Source organism: Flavobacterium zhairuonense (assembly GCF_004352915.1).
Taxonomy (GTDB): Bacteria; Bacteroidota; Bacteroidia; order Flavobacteriales; family Flavobacteriaceae; genus Flavobacterium; species Flavobacterium zhairuonense.
In genome coordinates this window covers 44,268-61,698 of the sequence record NZ_SJSY01000064.1, presented here as the reverse complement: position 1 = coordinate 61,698, position 17,431 = coordinate 44,268, and the positions used below count along the sequence as shown (strand labels likewise).

Here is a 17,431-nt window from a genome sequence, read left to right as displayed (position 1 = left end):
ATCCAGATAGCGCGGATTTGCAATCCGTGCCTGTAAAGATTGTCTATTTTCTGTAAATACAAAAAATACATATTTAATGTTAAGTTTATATTTGATAATTTGTATTATGTCTCACTGTTGCGGGCACGGATTGCAAAATCTGCGCTATCGGTATTGGCTCGCTAAAAACTCTAAAAACAAAAATGTAATATAGTAATAAAACAAACCAGAATAACACCACAACATTAGCTACAAAAAAACAGATAAAAATCACATGAACGAAATCATAACAATTAAAAACAAGTCAAATTGGATTATTACTATAATATCTTCTTTTGCGTTATTAATTTTGATTTTTATAATGCTAATTATTTTACCTTTTGCTTCGATTGAAAAAACTTACTTACTTTCCGCATTGAGTTATATTTTTTCATTGATTCCTTTTCTAGGATTTTTTATTCTCTTCCTTTACATTTGGTTATGGAACACATTTGGCAAAGTAATTTTAGAAATTTCTCCAGAAAAAATAAAAGTTACAAATAAACACAAACTTTTCAGTAAACCACACGAATATCTTAAATCTGAAATTGAAAAAATTTCCATTTTAGATTTAGGAATTGAAAAAACAAAATATTTCACACGAATAAACTATCTATTTTCAAACTCTTACTACTCTATTGTTATTCAAAAAAATGGTAAAACAATTAGAATAGTTGATTGGCTGAATAATGAACGTGCTAACAATATTTTACAAAAAATGAATCTAAAAAACAATAGCATGTAATCCAAAGTATAGAGATTCGCTCCACATAATCACGAGGCACTACGCAAAATGACATTTCATTATTAATCAAAAAACAAAAAATGAAAAAACTCCATACCCTAATTTTTATGATATGTTTTACAACATTATCATTTGGACAAAACGCAACCAAAACCGACAAATCAAAAATAGAGCAATTAATTATCGAATCTTTTGATGAAATTTGGTCTAAATTAGATTCTAAAAACATTGATAAATACTATACAAAAGATTTTCTTCTTTTAGAAAATGGAGAAGTCTGGAACAATGAAACTATTGCAAATTATTTAGACAAGGCCCTACTTGATAAACCGATTCCGAAACGAGTGAATTCAATTGAAATTATTGAAGTAAAAATTTTAAATGGAATGGCTTGGGTTGCCTACAAAAACCACGCAGTATTTTCGTTTGAAGATCAAACAAGTAAAAAAGTATATTGGCTGGAAAGTGCAACCGCAATTTTAACCAAAAACGGTTGAAAATTGCAAATGCTGCATTCAACCAGAGCGAAAGATGAATAAAAACCAACTTCGCTTCACATAATGCTTCCCGCTAGTTACTGCGCAAATATCTGTGACTTTTTGTAATCCTAAATATCTCTTATAAAGCACAAACCAAACCTTATGAATTCTGAAATAAGTAAAGAAAAAAACAAACCAAGAAATCCCAAATTAGCATTTTTATTAGCCTTAATTGGACCAGGATTTGGTCAAATCTATAATGGACAAATTAAAAAAGGAATGCTATTTCTATTTATAGAACTTTTTTTACCAGTTCTTTATGGTTTGACAAAATTAGGAGTGTTTTTTGTTGGATTTGTTTTAATCTTAATAATTAGTTTTTCATATCGAATTTATCTGATTTATGATGCGACTACAAATGCCAAAAAATTAAAAGACTTTGCGCCAAAACCTTATAATAAATGGTATTATTTTCTTGGAATCATAATTGGAGTTTACACGATACTATGGTATTACGATGCTAATTCAATCATAGGAATTAAAAGTTTTAAAATTCCAACGACTGCAAATGAACCTGCTTTAAAAGTTGGCGATAATGTTGTTGCTGATTTAAATGCCTTCGATAACGTAAAACCAAATTATGGAGACATTGTGATTTTTCAAAAAAAAGACAGTCTGTATCCGTGGATTTACAGAATCGTTGGATTGCCAAATGACAAAATTGAAATTCAGAACAATTTTTTGATCATTAATGGAAAAAAATGCAAAACTTCATTCATTAAAGAAACAAAAAGCGAAGAATTTGATGTTAAAGAATATGAAGAAGAACTTCCAAATGGCCATAAACACAAGATTTATACGCTTAAAAAACCTTTTGAAGATGACGAAAACGCAGAACACGATATAATCATTCCTAGAGACGGTTATTATTTAATGGGAGACAATCGTGACAATGCAATGGATTCAAGATATATCGGCGTTATAAAAGAAGATGAAATTAAAGGAAAAGTAGTGTTTAGTTATTGGGGAAAAACTAATGACCGAATAAATATTGATTTTCGTAATAAATAAGAAAGCATGCCAAAATTTTCAATTTTTATAAAGTCTAATAAATTTTATTGGAGTCCACAAACTATTACATATTCGACATTATTTTTTATTTGTGGAGTAATGCTTTTCAAACAAAAAGTTCTTAACCTAGAGCATAACCTTATTGATGAAATTTTTGGTTGGTTTGCCGTTAGTACTTTTATGTTCGGCATAATTTTAAAATTTTATAACTCAAATAAAATAGAACCGCTTCGGGGAAAACTCGAAGGCTACTTATCATTTGAAAAGGAAGCAATAACTGTTGGCAACGAAATTTATCCACTTGAAAAAATACGAAAAATTAAAATCTCTAATGATGATTATGTTGGCAGATTGGCTCATATTTCAAGTGGCAATTTAGGTCCCGCTCTTTCCAATGGAACTAATAATTTTCTAATACTCTTTTTTGAGTCCAGTACATCAAAAAGATATGCTTTTGAATTAATTAATTCAGATGACTTTCAAAAAGTAAGAGAAACACTCATTGATTATTATTTAATTGGAAAAATTGATTATTGGGAGCTAGCGTACATATTAGGTGAAAAGAGTACTTCTGAAATTCGTGCACTTAATGATGAAATTAATAAAAAACGTACTATTAACCATTTACAGTAATCTAAACAGAAATACTAACCGTTATACGCATTGTCGAAATTGTGAATTTATATTGTAAATTTATATTTCTAATAAGACATTTTAAATATAAATTATTACAAATCAAACTGATATAAACTTTTAAAACAAATAAGCCATGCAAAAATTACAATTTAAAAAAGAGATAAATGCATCAGCTCAAAAAGTATATGAAACGATGCTGGGCTTAAAAGACAAGGCCACTTATGAATATTGGACGGCAACCTTCAACCCTACTTCTACTTATGAAGGAAGTTGGGTTAAAGGAAGCAAAATCCTATTTGTTGGAACAGATGAAAACGGCAAAAGAGGTGGAATGGTATCGGAAATTGCAGAACATAAACCTGCTGATTTTGTTTCCATTCGTCATTACGGTTTTATAGATGGAGATACTGAAGTAACCACAGGCGAACAAGTAGAAAAATGGGCTGGCGGACATGAAAATTATACTTTTCAGGAAAATAACGGCATTACAACAGTCACAGTAGAAATGGATGTTATTGATGACTATTTGGATTATTTCAATAGCATGTATCCAAAGGCAATGGATAAATTAAAAGAAGTTTCAGAAAAATAAAAAACCCATTTGATCTTCTGTCAAATACAAAAACATTCTAAAAAGCTGTCCAAAATTTAGACAGCTTTTTTTATTAAAATCTGCTGGCATATTTCTTGAAAACAAGATTGATTATAAACTAATTAAATCTTTAATCATGAAAATTACCTATTACGGACATTCGTGTTTTTCGGTTTATGCCAATGGAAAACATATTCTTTTTGATCCCTTTATTACTCCAAATGAATTAGCAAAAGATGTTGATGTAGATGCCATAAAAGCAGATTATATTTTTATTTCACACGCCCATTACGATCATATCCTAGACGTAGAAAGAATTGCAAAAAACACTGGAGCAAAAGTACTCGGCAATTTTGAAATCTATAACTGGCTTTTAAAAAACGGAATCGAAAACGCGCATCCTATCAATCCAGGAGGAAAATTTGATTTTGATTTCGGAACTGTAAAATGTGTGATTGCACAACATCCGAGCAGTTTTATGGACGGCTCTTACGGTGGCATTGCCTGTGGTTTTGTGCTTACCACTTCTGACGGAAATTTCTATTACAGTGGCGATACTGCACTTACTTTGGATATGCAGATTATTCCAAAATTCACTAAACTCGATTTTGCCGTTTTCCCTATTGGCGACGGACTCACAATGGGAGTTGAAGAAGCTATTGAAGCTTCAAAACTTGTGGGCGTGAGTAAAGTTTTAGGTGTTCATTATGACACTTTTGGGTTCATTGTTATGGATCATCAAAAAGCATTGGATACATTCAAAAATGCAAATCTTCAACTTTACTTGCCAAAAATAAATACTTCAATAGATATTTAATTTAGAGCATTTTTCTCAGTTATATTTCGCTAAAAAAAACTTTTTAGCGAAATATCATTTATCCTTTTTATTGAAAAAATCCGTTCGTAAAAAATAATTATAAAAAAAAAGGAATAGTCGCTGAAACTATTCCTTTTAACACATACTATTTTTTGTAGAATTTCAATCCTATGCGTGAATGAAATTCTAAATCTATTATGTGTATTTTATAAAGTTAATGATTTGTTTTGAAGTCAATTCTGGATATTGATGTTGTGGCGCGTGTCCTGTTCCAGAATGAACAACCAGTTGGGCATTGGTCATTTGATTGAAAAATGAATACCAATTTTCTACTGCAAAACTAATATCGTGATCACCGCAAATAATCAAAATAGGAGTTTTCGTTTTTTTGATTTGTTCCCTGAAATTTAAAACATCTTCTCTAAATCCATCTCCTCCGCCGAAATACAATTGAAAAACATCCATTGTCGATGGGATTTTCTCAACCTCAATTCTTTTATGAATCCTGTCATGTGAAGCTTTAGCTGCCAATCGGCTTGGCTCTGATTTTGGCTCAAAAAACAAAACAATTTCATCGTCAAAATCATTCAAAGGTTTTAAGGCCGCATCATAAAACGCCTGCTCTATTGGAACCAAATTTGTTCCCGGTGGATTTGTACCCACTAAAACCGCATGTGTCACAAGATTAGGATATAATAAAGTCGCCGCTTGAGCCACCAATCCGCCGTAAGACCATCCTAAAACCGCAATTGAATCCAATTTCAAAAAATCGGCAAGGTCTTTAATATCCTTGGCAACAATTGTCAAGTCGGGTGCTAAACTGCCCGTAGAAGAACCAATTCCCGAATAATCAAATACAATAACATTGAACTTTTTTGCCATCAATGCCACAAATAACGGATCCCAAGTATCGAGAGTTCCTCTAAAACGGTTTACAAAAAATATTGCTTTCCCTTTTCCGTAAGAGCGGTAAGCAATTTTACGATCGCCGAGATCGGCAAAACGTGTTTCTGCATCATAAATTTTTTTCATAACTATAATTTAAAGATTCCTATCTTTTTTCTTCGAACTGAGGCGGGCAAAGATTAAACCAAAATACAAAACACTTTAAAACAAGGCATTAAGAAACCTTTATCTTATTTCAAATTATGATATTTCAATAATTAAAACTTCTTTTTAACGATATATAATAATTCTAAAATTCCTTTTTACAGAAATGCTTTTATAATCAATACTTTACAAAAAAGGCATTCCTTTTGTTTTTGCAAACCAAATTTGTACTGCTTTCTTGAAACAATCTTAATGATGTGAGCCTATGTATTTATCTAGCAGAAAAACGATTATGTTTATTACGGGGGCGTTTGTTAGCCATTCTTGTTGGGAAGAATGGATCGTTTTTTTTGAAAGCAAAGGATACAAAACGGTTGCACCGCCTTGGCCCTACAAAAATGAAACATCAGAAACTTTAAGACAAACGAATTCCAATTCTAAAATTGCCGATCTTCGACTCAATGACTTAGTAGATTATTACACTGAAATTATTGAAAAACTGCCTGAAAAACCTATTTTGATTGGTCATTCTTATGGCGGGCTTTTAACGCAATTATTGGTTCAGAAAGAGCTGGTTTCAGTTGGAGTTTGCATGCATGCCATTCCTCCAGCAGAAATAGTGTATTTCCGTTTTTCCTTTTATAAAACAATTTGGAACACTGTTTCTTTTTTTGATACTGCAGAAAAAATCTATTTGATGCCTTTCAAAAAATGGCAATATTATTTTACCAATGAAATGGCATTTGAAGAACAAAAAGACACCTATGAAAAATTAGCAATTCCAGAGTCTAAATTAGTTTTAAGAGATATTTTATCTAAAGCTTCAAAAATAGATTTCACAAAAAAACATTGCCCTTTGCTATTTGTGTCTGGCTCCAAAGATCATTTTATCGGAGCGTCAATTCAGCATTCAAATTTTAAAAAATACAACAATGTCCATTCGATAAGTTGTTACAAAGAATTTCCAGAAAGCAATCATCTTGTTTTAAAACAGGAAAATTGGAAAACTGTTGCTGCATTTATTGCGAATTGGCTTGAAAAAATTGCTTAACTGATTTCTCTCTTAATTTCCAATTTCTTTATTTTTGAATTCAACGTCGAAGGATGAATATCCAAAATCTCTGCAGCGCCACCAGCTCCAGAAATTTTTCCGTTGCATTTTTTAAGAATATAAAGAATATAATCGCGCTCATTTTCTAAAATAGTTTTAATGGAAAATGGCTCAGAAGTTTGTTCCGGATGCATTTTTGCAGAAATCGAAAGTTCAATTTCTTTGATCGTATTTCCATCTGTCAACAAAATGGCACGCTGCATTACGTGTTCTAGTTCTCTAATGTTTCCCGGCCAATTGTAATTCATGATTTGCTGCAACGCAAAATCAGACATATTTGGCGCTTTACGGCCAAGTTTTTCACTATATACTTTTATGAAATGATTTGCCAAATCTGGAATATCTTCTTTTCGTTTTTTCAGTGAAGGAACTAGAATTGGGAAAACGTGCAAACGATAGTACAAATCCATTCTAAATCTTCCAGCCGCAACTTCTTCTTCAAGATTTTTATTTGTTGCCGCAATAATTCGAACATCGATTTTTAAAGATGAAGATCCTCCAACGCGTTCAATTTCTCTCTCCTGTAAAACACGCAATAATTTCACTTGAAGTTCTAGTGACATCTCGCCTATTTCATCCAGAAAAACAGTACCGCCATCAGCAAGTTCAAATTTCCCAATTCTGCGATCTAGCGCGCCTGTAAAAGCTCCTTTTTCATGCCCAAAAAGCAATGATTCGGCAAGATTTTCAGGAATCGCACCACAATTAATTATAACTAATGGTTTGTCTTTTCTTGGAGATAAAGCATGAATGCTTTGCGCAATTTTTTCTTTTCCTGTACCGCTTTCGCCTAAAACTAAAACTGAAGTATCAGACGGAGCGACTTTTCGGATATAATTGAAAACAGAAATCATTTGCGAGCTGTTGCCAATAATTCCTTCAAAACCTTCTGTTGTTTTTGTGTTTTTGGTCTGTTTAATTTCAGTTTTTTGAGCTGTTGAACTGAAATCTTGTTTCGAGTAAATTTTATTGATAAACTGAGAGAAAGTATGTTCAAGAGAACTCAGAAGTTTTAAATTTTCCTGAGAATAAATTTTTAAATTTCGGCTGTAAAAAGTAAAATGATAACACTGAATTGATGCCACTGAAATAGGAAAAACCAAATAAGATTTAATTCTGAAACTATGAGCAATAATTGCTTTTATAGGTGCTTCCTGAAGATTATTGATTAACGATTCTTCACTATAAATAATCGGGTTTTTATCCTTTTTCGATTTATTGTAGGTTTCATTCAATTCTTTTTCAGAAACTGCAGCAATTTGCGAAAGCTTCTTTGAATCAATAATTTGATACAAATCAATATTTTTCCGAATAATTCCTAGATTGTCATAGTTTGTAGCCGTTACAAATCCAGTTTCTAAATAATCAAAAGGAATATACGTTTGAATTATTTTACCAAAAGCCAATAACGCTTCTTCCCTTTTTAAATTTGAATTTATAACTTCTGTAATTTCTTTCTGGAGTTGAAACTGCTGCATCAACTGGGTTTCCAAACTATATTGTTGGCGATAAAATGCAATTTCTAAAGTGGTGAGAACATCTTGATCGCGAAATGGTTTCACAATAAATCCGTATGGTTGTGTCATTTTGGCCTGATCCAGAATACTTTTGCTAGAATTGGCCGAAATAAATATAAATCCGATGTATTTTTCTTTAAGAAAATAAGCCAATTCAATGCCACTTCTGTTTCCTTTCAGCATAATATCCAAAAAAACCAAATCAGGTTTTTCAATTTCAATTTGCTCCAAGGCTTGATCAACCGAACGTGCAATTCCAGTCACTTCATAGTTTGCCTTTTCGAGAATCAACTGTAAATCATGTGCTTCAATAAATTGATCTTCTACAATTAAAATCTTCCTTTTAAAATTAGATTCGGGCGAATTTTGAACGTGACCAGAAGCTATTTCCATTTTTGTGGTATTTTTAGTGTTATTGCAAATCTAAAACATTGAGATAAAATTACTTAATTAATCGAAGTAAATTAACTTTTTTGCCAAATAAAAATCATAAAAAAGACTTTTAATGTGAATTTTCTTGATATTTTTTCAAGCAATCAGTTGCGTTTATTTCTATATTTGTTTAACCAAAAACCTAAAAATAAATCCTTTATGAAACTTCGTTTTACTTTCTTTTTGATTTTAGTGAATGTTTTCATCTCTTCAGCTCAATCCCCATCTGTTTCAAATTATGATTTAAATAAAAAAAGACTGCTGATCCAATTTTGTTCCATGTATTTATACAATGCTAATCAGGGCACAATTGATGCTGACAGTTCTGTTGTATTAGCCTGTAAAGCTTATAAACTTCCACTTTCACTTGCTTATGACGAAGGCTTTAATAATGGAGAAAATCTAATTGGAAACGAGCTAATTAATAAAGGAAATATTGATTCGGCAAAAAGACTTTTGGCAAAAACAAAAAATGAAGATCATATCAAACTTCTCTATCAACTTTCTAATTATTATCTTTTTAAGCCTGGCTCAAAACCAGACGATCTTCAAAATGCCAAAACATTTATAGATCAAGCTGTTGCCGAATCAAATAATCTAAAAATCAAAAAATGGCAACATGAGAGTTTATTATTACTTGGAAAATTCTATTATCAGGCAAATAATCAAGTCGAAGGAAATAAGTACTTTTTGAAAGTTATTGACGATTGCAGAAAACAAAAGGATCAATTAGGCCTTGCTCGAGCTCTAGATGCCTATGGGACACTTTTATTCATTTTAGATCCTCAGAAAGAAAAAATACTGCAAGAAGCAATTTCAATTTATGCTTCACTAAAAATGGAAGAAAAAAGAATCGAGAACTACGCAAAAATTACTACTATTTATTTTTGGGGCGGAAAAATAAATGAGGCGAAGAAAAGACTTTATCAAAATCTTATAGATCTACGAAAAATTAATTTTACACATCAGCAATTTACGGAGACCACTCTTGCCTTTCTTGCTATGAATCAGCGCGATCTTAAAGTTGCGTTGTATTATGCTTTAAAAAGTGTGAAAAGAATGGAAGCCGAAAAGGATTTCACTCTTGGTGATATTTACTACATGCGTCTTGGCGACGTTTATAATATACTTGGCCACACTGAAGAAGCCTTTGAAATGTATGATAAAAGCATTGAAATTGGTCAAAACACCTTAAACAGCGGTGCCTGGTACAAAAGTTTTTTTGGTGCTATTGCAGCGTTATCAGAAAAGGGAAAAAATAGAGAAGCGCTGGATCATATCAATACGATGACCGCAAAGTATCCTCCTAAAAATACCTTTGACAAAATGTGTATTGCTTATATTAAAGCAAATTGCTATGAAGATTTAAAAGATTATACAAAAGCAGAAAAATACTACAAGGAAATGGATTTTTATGCTAAGCAAGTGAAAAGTCCTGAAACCGCTAGAGAGATTATTCACCAATATATCTTTATGGGTCTATTTTATGCGAACAGAAATAACTTAAAAGAAGCGCAATTTTATGCCGATAAAGTTATGGAGCTTCGAAAAACTTATAGAAAAGATTACAATTCAGAAGGTTTTCAAATATTATTATTTCGCTTAGATTCTCTTAATGGAAACTATAAAGGAGCTCTAAAACACTTTCAAAACTATAAAATTGTGAGTGATTCTATGTTTAGAAGCAAGAAAAATAAAGAAATCGAAGAACTTAAAATTGCATATGAAACTGGAAATAAGGAACAAAAAATCAAGCAATTAGATAAGGAAACCGATTTGCAGGAAACAGCATTAAAGAAATCCAAATTATTAAATACGCTTTCGATTTGGAGCTTAGTTTTATTGGTGCTAATAATTGCATTATTATTCAACAGATATCGTTTGAAGCAAAAAAACAATGCCGAATTAGAATTAAAGGAAAAAGAAATCAATCAGAAAAATATCAATCTTAGACATTTGCTGGATGAGAAAGAGTGGCTTTTGAAAGAAATTCACCATCGTGTGAAAAATAATCTTCAGACCGTAATTAGTCTGCTCAATTCTCAATCGGCATATTTAGAAAATGATATGGCATTGTCGGCTATTAAAAACAGCCAGCATCGTATTCATTCGATGTCATTGATCCATCAGAAATTGTATAATTCTGAAAATATTTCGACCATCAATATGCCTAATTACATTAAAGAATTGGTCGAATATTTACGTGAATCTTTTTCACTTGGACAACGAATTCGCTTTGAATTGAAAATCGATCCATTGGAATTAGATGTCGCGCAGGCAGTTCCACTCGGATTAATTTTGAATGAATCGATTACCAATTCAATTAAATATGCTTTTCCCGATGATAAAAGCGGCATGATTTACATCACTTTAGCGGCTACTTCAGAAAACAAATACCTACTGACGATCGCTGACAACGGAATTGGCTTTGACGCAAATATCAGTGCCAAAAAAATCAATTCATTCGGACTGAGTTTGATAAAAGGCTTAAGCGACGATTTAGATGCTAATTTCTCTATGGAAAATAAAAACGGAACAATATTTAAAATCGAGTTTTCTAAAGAATTTCCAATGAATGAAAAAAGAAGATAATTGGATAGCGAAATCTCACTAATCTAAATCTGTTTAGCGAAATATAGTGCTTTTAAAACCTAAAAAAAGCATGCAAACCAATTGTTTGTTGGCGCTTTATTGCATGGCATGTAAATTGGTTTCTTTCTTTAGAATAGCAGAAATTCTAACATTAATCAAATAAAAATAATCATGTCAAAATCAAAAACGATTGTACTTATTCACGGAAATTTTGTCAACGATAAAACTTGGACAGATTGGAAAACGTACTATGAGCAAAAAGGATATACCGTTTATACGCCTGCAAATCCAGGACACGACGGTGATCCTGCGGAATTGAGAGCAAAAGTTCATCCAAATTTAATTCAAACTGGTTTTATAGATGTAGTTAATAATATCAGCAAATTAATCGATTCCCTCCCCGAAAAACCTTTAGTAATTGGCCACTCAATGGCCGGAATGGCTGCTTTGAAATTAGTAGAATTAGGAAAAGCCGCTGCAGGAGTAAGTATTGATGGCGCGCCACCCAAAAATGTTTTTCCACCATTTCAAACCTTAAAAACAGTAATCCCTGCATTTGGGTTCTTTTCATCAAACAAATATTTTATGGGAAGCAGAAAATGGTATGATTATGCTTTTTTTAATACTATTCCAGAAGCGGAAAAAAGAAAAGCTTTTGAAAAATTTGCCGTTCCAGAAAGTTATAAAGTGAGCCGCGAACTGGTTTTGAACTCTTTTTCAAATATCAATTTCAAGAAGTCTCATGAACCGATTTTATTTATTGGAGGAGGCAGTGACCACATCTTCCCTCCTAGTCTCACAGAAACGATTGCCAATAAATATAATGAACAAGCAGGTCGTGTTGATCTAAAAATATTTGATGGCAAAAGTCATTTTATTTGTGGAGAACCTGGCTGGGAATCGGTAGCCGATTATATTCTTAATTGGTACGAAGCACTCTAAATATTCAACTAGAAAAAACACTAGGCTTTTGTCAAGATTTTTTTTGACAAAAGCCTTTTTTTACTCCATTATTGACGCAGAAGATGTAATCTTAAAATCTGCATATTGCCATGAATCATCAAAAGCAGTTTTGACTTTTAAAGCTTCGCTTTCTTTTTTCTGTTTTAACAACGAATTGTATAATCCAATTAATGCCCAGCCGTTTTTGCGCCAGATTTCTAAATCTTTACGATAGATTTTTTCTGCCTCATTGTATTTTTCTGCTTTAAGCAGTACTGCTCCTAAATAAAGTCTCACCGAGAAAAACCAATCAGGAGGTTCATTATAATTGAGATTGTCTTCAATTGCTATTGCTTCATTTAACAACAATATCGATTTGTTTAAATCCTTTTTCTTTGAAGCAATTCCGGCTTCAAGAACTTTCGAAGCAATAACGGCAAGATCTGCTGTAGTATTGATATTCCAAATTGTAAGGTCCTTTAAAGTTGTATTTTTCGACAGTTTATCAAGAGCTGAAAATTCCTTTTCGGCATTTATCAAATTATTTTTTCCAAGATAAGCCATGCCTCTCGCATAATGCCAAATCGCTTGTGGATAAACAAGATCATTTTCAGGTTTAGGAAGTGCGATAATGGCATCCCACATTGCAAATTTAACTGCAATATAGTATGGAATTGTATAATAATGCTGCAAAGTTCCCCATCCTGGCTGACGCATAATCTCGACAGAAATATGCTCTTGAAGTGTTTTAGCAGTATTCCAAGCCAATTTAGAGTTTCCTTCTAAAGCTGCAGTAGCCGTCAAAAAATGATAATTATGCGGATAATAAGCAAGCGGATATGCCCCTTGTGCATGGCATACAGTCGTATAAAGGCTATCAATTTTTATCGCTTGAATATTTGAAAGTGATCCCTCATGATAATCTCCCGTACGAATATAAATATGCGACGGCATATGAACCAAATGGCCAGAGCCGGGAACCAAAGTTTCTAATAACTTCGCACTTTTTAAGGCTTTTTCAGGTGTCGAAGAAGCCTCTAGAGCATGAACATAAAAATGATGCGCCCCAGGATGTTTTGGATTTCTCACCATCAATTCCTGTAAAATTTCTACTATTTCGGGAGTCCATTTTTTTATTGCTCCGGTATTTTTATCATACAAATCCCAAGGATGCAAATTCATTAAAGATTCGGCATAAAGTGCTCCAATATCAGGGTCTGTTGAAAATTTGGCATATACTTTTTTCATCGCTTCGGCGTAGGCAATATCCAATGGCTTTCTGTCCGCTGGCGGATTTTCTACATATCTTACTGTCATTGCATCTATTAGCGCGATTTCTTTTGGAGAACATTTTACTGAAAGTTTTTTAGCTTTTTGAATGGCATCATAAGCACGCTGAAAATTATCTTCCTCCATTCCGGCATTATAATTTGGGCCTAAAACATAAGCAAAACCCCAATATGCCATTGCGCAATTAGGATCCAAACGCGAAGCTTCATAAAATGATCTTGCAGCTTCGGCATGATTAAAACCATAAGCCAACATCATTCCTTGATTGAAATACTGCTGTACTTCTTGATTTTTAGTAGAAATTTTAAAATCTATTCCTTTAAGACCTTCAAATTTTGGTGCTTTTTTATTTAGTGAATACCAATCTTTATCTGTTGTCTTTGGAGTTAAACAACCAATTTTTGAGGTAATTTGTGGAGATTTTGTTTCAGTATTTTTATTTTTACTGCAAGCAAATAGAAATAAAACAGCAAATAGCAGATAATAATGTTTCATCATAAAAACTATTTAATTTATTACATCAGTGAAACAATTCCTAAACAAAGAAAGTTGCTAACAAAGTTATAAAAAATCAAAACTAAATACTTGTTTTTCAGTAAAATACCTTTAAACCAAAACATTAACTACAAAATGAGCAATGAAATAATTGACAAACAAACCGCAACACATTATTTATGGGGTGAAAATTGCGATAGCTGGATTTTAGCAGACACGGCTGGACTTTCGATAAAACAAGAAAGCATGCCGCCTTCAACGAGAGAAAAATTACATTTTCATAAGGAAGCGCAGCAATTTTTCTTCATTTTGAAAGGCACAGCAACTTTTTATTTGGAAGAAAACAAAACAATTGTTGCCGAGCAAAAAGGAATATTGGTTCAGCCAAAAACAAAACATTATATCGCAAATGAAACGTTGGAACCACTTGAATTTCTTGTGATTTCTCAACCCACAACAAATAACGACAGAACTACTATTGAAGAGTAATATTTTTTACTCTTCTTCTTCTTTCATTATAAAACTTCCATCGTCTGGATATTTGATGCTGTTTTTTAATTCTTCAATACGTTTTGGATCAAAATTTGGCAATTGCAATTCGTTATTCTCTTTCCATTTTTTAACGATTTCTGAAACTGCAGCAGATTTTTCATTTGAAGAAGAAGTATCACGCGCCATATAGATAGTTTGCGATGGATAGGCCAATGAAGTACCACTTTTTTCTATGATATCCATCATTCGCAATAAAACATCTTCTTGTACTTCTTGTGATTTTTCCAGACTTATTGCTTCGATATATGCTATAATCTCAACTTTCAAGGCATCGGCTGTAATTCCTGTGAAACGAACAATTGGCGGCGAATCTAATATTGATGGATGCGCATAAAGCAAAGACCTAATTTCTACCAATAAATAACGCATTTGATCGGGCGTTGTTTCCATTCTAAAACCTAATATCGGATTAAATATAAAACGGTCACGATGCGCATAATTTTCAATTTTACTCGCCGATAATTGTCCATTAGGAATAGTCACAATTGTTCGCGCTGAAGTTCGCAACGTTGTTGAGCGCATCCCGATGGATTCTACCGTTCCTTTTATATCATCGACTCTACAATAATCGCCAACACGAATTGGCTGATCAGCAATAAGGCTTACGCTTCCAACAAAATTTTCTATCGTTTTTTGTGCTCCAAGCGCCAAAGCAATCCCCCCAATTCCCAATGCAGCGAGTCCGGCTGTAACATCTACACCAATAATACCTAGTATAGCAATAATTCCGATGACAACAATAGCCGCTTTGGTAGTTCGATTTAAGAATAAAATAGTAGAAACTGCTGAGACTCGTCCGCTTAAACTCATTCTCCTACGAGTGAACGTACTTACAAAATCAGTTATTCTCCAAAGTAATATTAAAAAAGCAATTATTCCAATAGTGATGATAATGATACTATAACGCTGACGAACTACAATAGAAATCCCCATTCGTTGCGTAAATACAACAAATAAAATTACAGCAAGAAACATTTGAATAGGCAATTCAAAAGCTTCAATTATGGCCCTGCCTTTATCGCTTTCTGCTCTTTTCCAGATTTTTTGAATCATAAAGGCCAAAGCAAAAAGCAACATTTTAGAAAGCAAGTATGACACTACCATCATAATTACGACAACTGCCCAATGCCCCAAAGGAACATTTCCTAATTTCTTTTCTAATAAAAAATCAGGCAATATCCGATCTAAAAAAGTCTTTTCATTTGCAACATCAGCTGAAACAATCGAATCTATAGTTTCAGCAGAAAAAAGCCATAAAGCAGGCTCACTATCATCTGACTGATTTTCTACATAAAGCTGTATTACTGTTTTATTGGTAGATATGTTTCCCACAAGATCTACTCCAATTGCTAGATCATCATCTGTACGTCCGGTTTCTTTATTACTGATAATTGATGAAGGAGATAAGTTACCGCCTTGATCTAAAAGCAATTGAAAAGTTTTTGCAATTTTTATTCTTTCTGCAGTTTTGCGATACGCACGTTTACTCAACACAAAATACTGACTCGCACGCAAATAATTTTGGTCACCAATTGCTTTTATGAATCCGTTTACTGTACCTTGAGGTGTTCGCCTTCCAAGAGAATCTTCTGGTGATTTTTCAGGTACTTCCGTAGCTGGTTTGGATGTACCCAATAATTGAGAAGATACCGTATTTGGGATAACTAAAAATAATAACAATAGTGATAAATTACACAGAAAACGTTTAGCACCTAAAATCATGGAAATCTATTTTAGCAGTTTAATCTACTAAAAATAAGAAATATAGCAGAAAAAAAGAAATCTTTCTGGGAGAAAAAATAAGTCCTAAAATCTAGCAGAATTATTTCTTTTTTATTTTTTAGTGAAAATAAAAAAGGCAGTGATATAAATACCACCGCCTTTCTTCAAACTAAACTGTTTTTTTATTCCAATCGTTTTGGAATTTGAGATTTTATTTTTGGAATTTAAACCTATTGTGCACTTTCATTCATCGCTTTCATCAAAAGTGCATAAGCGTTTTCTACCACCAATTTTGACGAAGCCGTAATAACCTCCGAAGTAAATTGCTTAAAACCATTTTGAGTAATTCCTGCTTTAACAGGCACTATTTTATAACTGTTGTTTCCTTTGTCTTCAAAAACATAGCTTTTGCCTTTCCAGTCTACAATCGCATTTTCGGGCAACGTCAATTGCTTTTTATTCGTGATATGAATATCTGCATTTACAAAAAGTCCTGGCAAGAAAAGTGAATCATAATGATCTAATCTTGCTATAACCTCAGCTGCGCGATCCTGATTTAGACTGTGATTGATAAACTGAATCTTTGCACTAAATTTCTTTTCAGGATTAGAATTGCTATACACTTCTAGTTTTTGCCCCTCTTTAAGCGATTGAACATCCTTTTCAAAAACATTAAAAGTCAGCATTACATCTTGAATGTTAGTCAATTCAAAAAGCATTTCGGTTGGCGAAACATATTTGCCATTATTGATGTTTACTTTTGAAACCAAACCATTTACGGGAGAAACCACATTAATTGCTTTTGTAATGTTTGAAGCATTCAATCGGCTTACGTTAAGTCCTAATAATTCAAGTTTCTGTGCTAATGATGCCATTGCAATTCGTTGCGTTTCGCGTTCAGCTGTGACTTGCTCAAAAACCTTGTCACTGCTTGCTTTTTTTGCATTTAATTCTTTTTGACGACTGAATTCTAAATTAGCTGCTTTGAATTGCTCTTTTGCAGTCAGATAATCCTGTTGCAACTGAATGTATTGCATGTCTTCAATTACGGCCAAAATTTGTCCTTTTCTAACATGCATTCCCGTTACAATATTCGTCTTTTTAATATAGCCTCCTAACGGGAAAGTTACATTTACCAAACTGTTTGGCGGTACCGTAACTTCACCCTGAAGCTGTACAATCGCACTAAGCTCTTTTTCTTTAGGATTTCCTGTTACAATTCCGGCATTTTTAGCCTGCTCTACCGATAAGGTTATTAAATTAGAATTTGTTTTTCCTGCTTCAACCTCTTTATTTTCTTCTTTTTTACCGCATGATGTCAGCATCAACACGGCGATTGTAAACGCAAAAATGATTTTCTTTTTCATTGC

The 17,431-nt window shown here is 32.8% G+C and carries 15 protein-coding genes; 10 read left to right on the top strand and 5 right to left on the bottom strand.

The window, feature by feature from the left end:
• Positions 1-253: 253 nt before the first annotated feature.
• The 6 genes from EYY60_RS03195 to EYY60_RS03170 all read left to right on the top strand — a co-directional run bounded on the left by EYY60_RS03195 (position 254) and on the right by EYY60_RS03170 (position 4,358).
• The gene (locus tag EYY60_RS03195; RefSeq protein WP_132987954.1) at positions 254-763 is read left to right on the top strand and encodes a hypothetical protein; all 510 of its coding nucleotides are present in this window, start codon (positions 254-256) and stop codon (positions 761-763) included.
• Between the two features lie 80 nt (positions 764-843).
• A complete protein-coding gene (locus EYY60_RS03190; RefSeq protein ID WP_235832282.1) occupies positions 844-1,260 on the top strand; it encodes a DUF4440 domain-containing protein in 417 nt (138 codons plus the stop codon).
• Between the two features lie 144 nt (positions 1,261-1,404).
• Entirely contained in the window at positions 1,405-2,313 is a 909-nt protein-coding gene (gene lepB, locus EYY60_RS03185; protein ID WP_132987953.1) for a signal peptidase I, read from the top strand.
• Between the two features lie 6 nt (positions 2,314-2,319).
• Positions 2,320-2,946, top strand: a complete 627-nt coding sequence (locus tag EYY60_RS03180) for a hypothetical protein (RefSeq protein WP_132987952.1) — start codon at positions 2,320-2,322, stop codon at positions 2,944-2,946.
• 136 nt (positions 2,947-3,082) lie between these two features.
• A complete protein-coding gene (locus tag EYY60_RS03175; protein ID WP_132987951.1) occupies positions 3,083-3,541 on the top strand; it encodes an SRPBCC family protein in 459 nt (152 codons plus the stop codon).
• 136 nt (positions 3,542-3,677) lie between these two features.
• Complete coding sequence (locus EYY60_RS03170) at positions 3,678-4,358, top strand: metal-dependent hydrolase (protein WP_132987950.1); 681 nt, start codon at positions 3,678-3,680, stop codon at positions 4,356-4,358.
• 195 nt (positions 4,359-4,553) lie between these two features.
• Here EYY60_RS03170 and EYY60_RS03165 read toward each other — a convergent pair whose 3' ends face one another.
• On the bottom strand, positions 4,554-5,390 hold the full coding sequence (locus EYY60_RS03165; RefSeq protein ID WP_132987949.1) for an alpha/beta fold hydrolase: 837 nt from the start codon (positions 5,388-5,390) through the stop codon (positions 4,554-4,556).
• A 283-nt stretch (positions 5,391-5,673) separates the two neighbouring features.
• On the opposite strand from EYY60_RS03165, the gene EYY60_RS03160 reads away from it, so the two are divergent.
• The gene (locus EYY60_RS03160; protein WP_235832281.1) at positions 5,674-6,459 is read left to right on the top strand and encodes an alpha/beta hydrolase; all 786 of its coding nucleotides are present in this window, start codon (positions 5,674-5,676) and stop codon (positions 6,457-6,459) included.
• Here EYY60_RS03160 and EYY60_RS03155 read toward each other — a convergent pair.
• Entirely contained in the window at positions 6,456-8,429 is a 1,974-nt protein-coding gene (locus tag EYY60_RS03155) for a sigma 54-interacting response regulator (RefSeq protein WP_132987948.1), read from the bottom strand. The two genes, EYY60_RS03160 and EYY60_RS03155, sit on opposite strands and share 4 nt — an antisense overlap.
• Before the next feature lie 198 nt (positions 8,430-8,627).
• Here EYY60_RS03155 and EYY60_RS03150 point away from each other — a divergent pair, with 198 nt between their 5' ends.
• Positions 8,628-11,060, top strand: coding sequence for a sensor histidine kinase (locus tag EYY60_RS03150; protein ID WP_132987947.1), 2,433 nt, complete (start codon positions 8,628-8,630; stop codon positions 11,058-11,060).
• A gap of 171 nt (positions 11,061-11,231) precedes the next feature.
• On the top strand, positions 11,232-12,002 hold the full coding sequence (locus EYY60_RS03145) for an alpha/beta hydrolase (protein WP_132987946.1): 771 nt from the start codon (positions 11,232-11,234) through the stop codon (positions 12,000-12,002).
• A gap of 60 nt (positions 12,003-12,062) precedes the next feature.
• On the opposite strand, the gene EYY60_RS03140 is transcribed toward EYY60_RS03145, so the two are convergent.
• Complete coding sequence (locus tag EYY60_RS03140; RefSeq protein ID WP_235832280.1) at positions 12,063-13,790, bottom strand: tetratricopeptide repeat protein; 1,728 nt, start codon at positions 13,788-13,790, stop codon at positions 12,063-12,065.
• 132 nt (positions 13,791-13,922) lie between these two features.
• Here EYY60_RS03140 and EYY60_RS03135 point away from each other — a divergent pair, with 132 nt between their 5' ends.
• Positions 13,923-14,276 (top strand): cupin domain-containing protein, encoded by a 354-nt coding sequence (locus EYY60_RS03135; protein ID WP_132987945.1) that lies wholly within the window; start codon positions 13,923-13,925, stop codon positions 14,274-14,276.
• Between the two features lie 6 nt (positions 14,277-14,282).
• Here EYY60_RS03135 and EYY60_RS03130 read toward each other — a convergent pair whose 3' ends face one another.
• On the bottom strand, positions 14,283-16,061 hold the full coding sequence (locus EYY60_RS03130) for a mechanosensitive ion channel family protein (RefSeq protein ID WP_132987944.1): 1,779 nt from the start codon (positions 16,059-16,061) through the stop codon (positions 14,283-14,285).
• Positions 16,062-16,291: 230 nt separating this feature from the next.
• Positions 16,292-17,428: an efflux RND transporter periplasmic adaptor subunit gene (locus tag EYY60_RS03125; RefSeq protein WP_132987943.1), complete on the bottom strand. Its 1,137-nt coding sequence runs from the start codon at positions 17,426-17,428 to the stop codon at positions 16,292-16,294.
• Positions 17,429-17,431 lie beyond the last annotated feature (3 nt).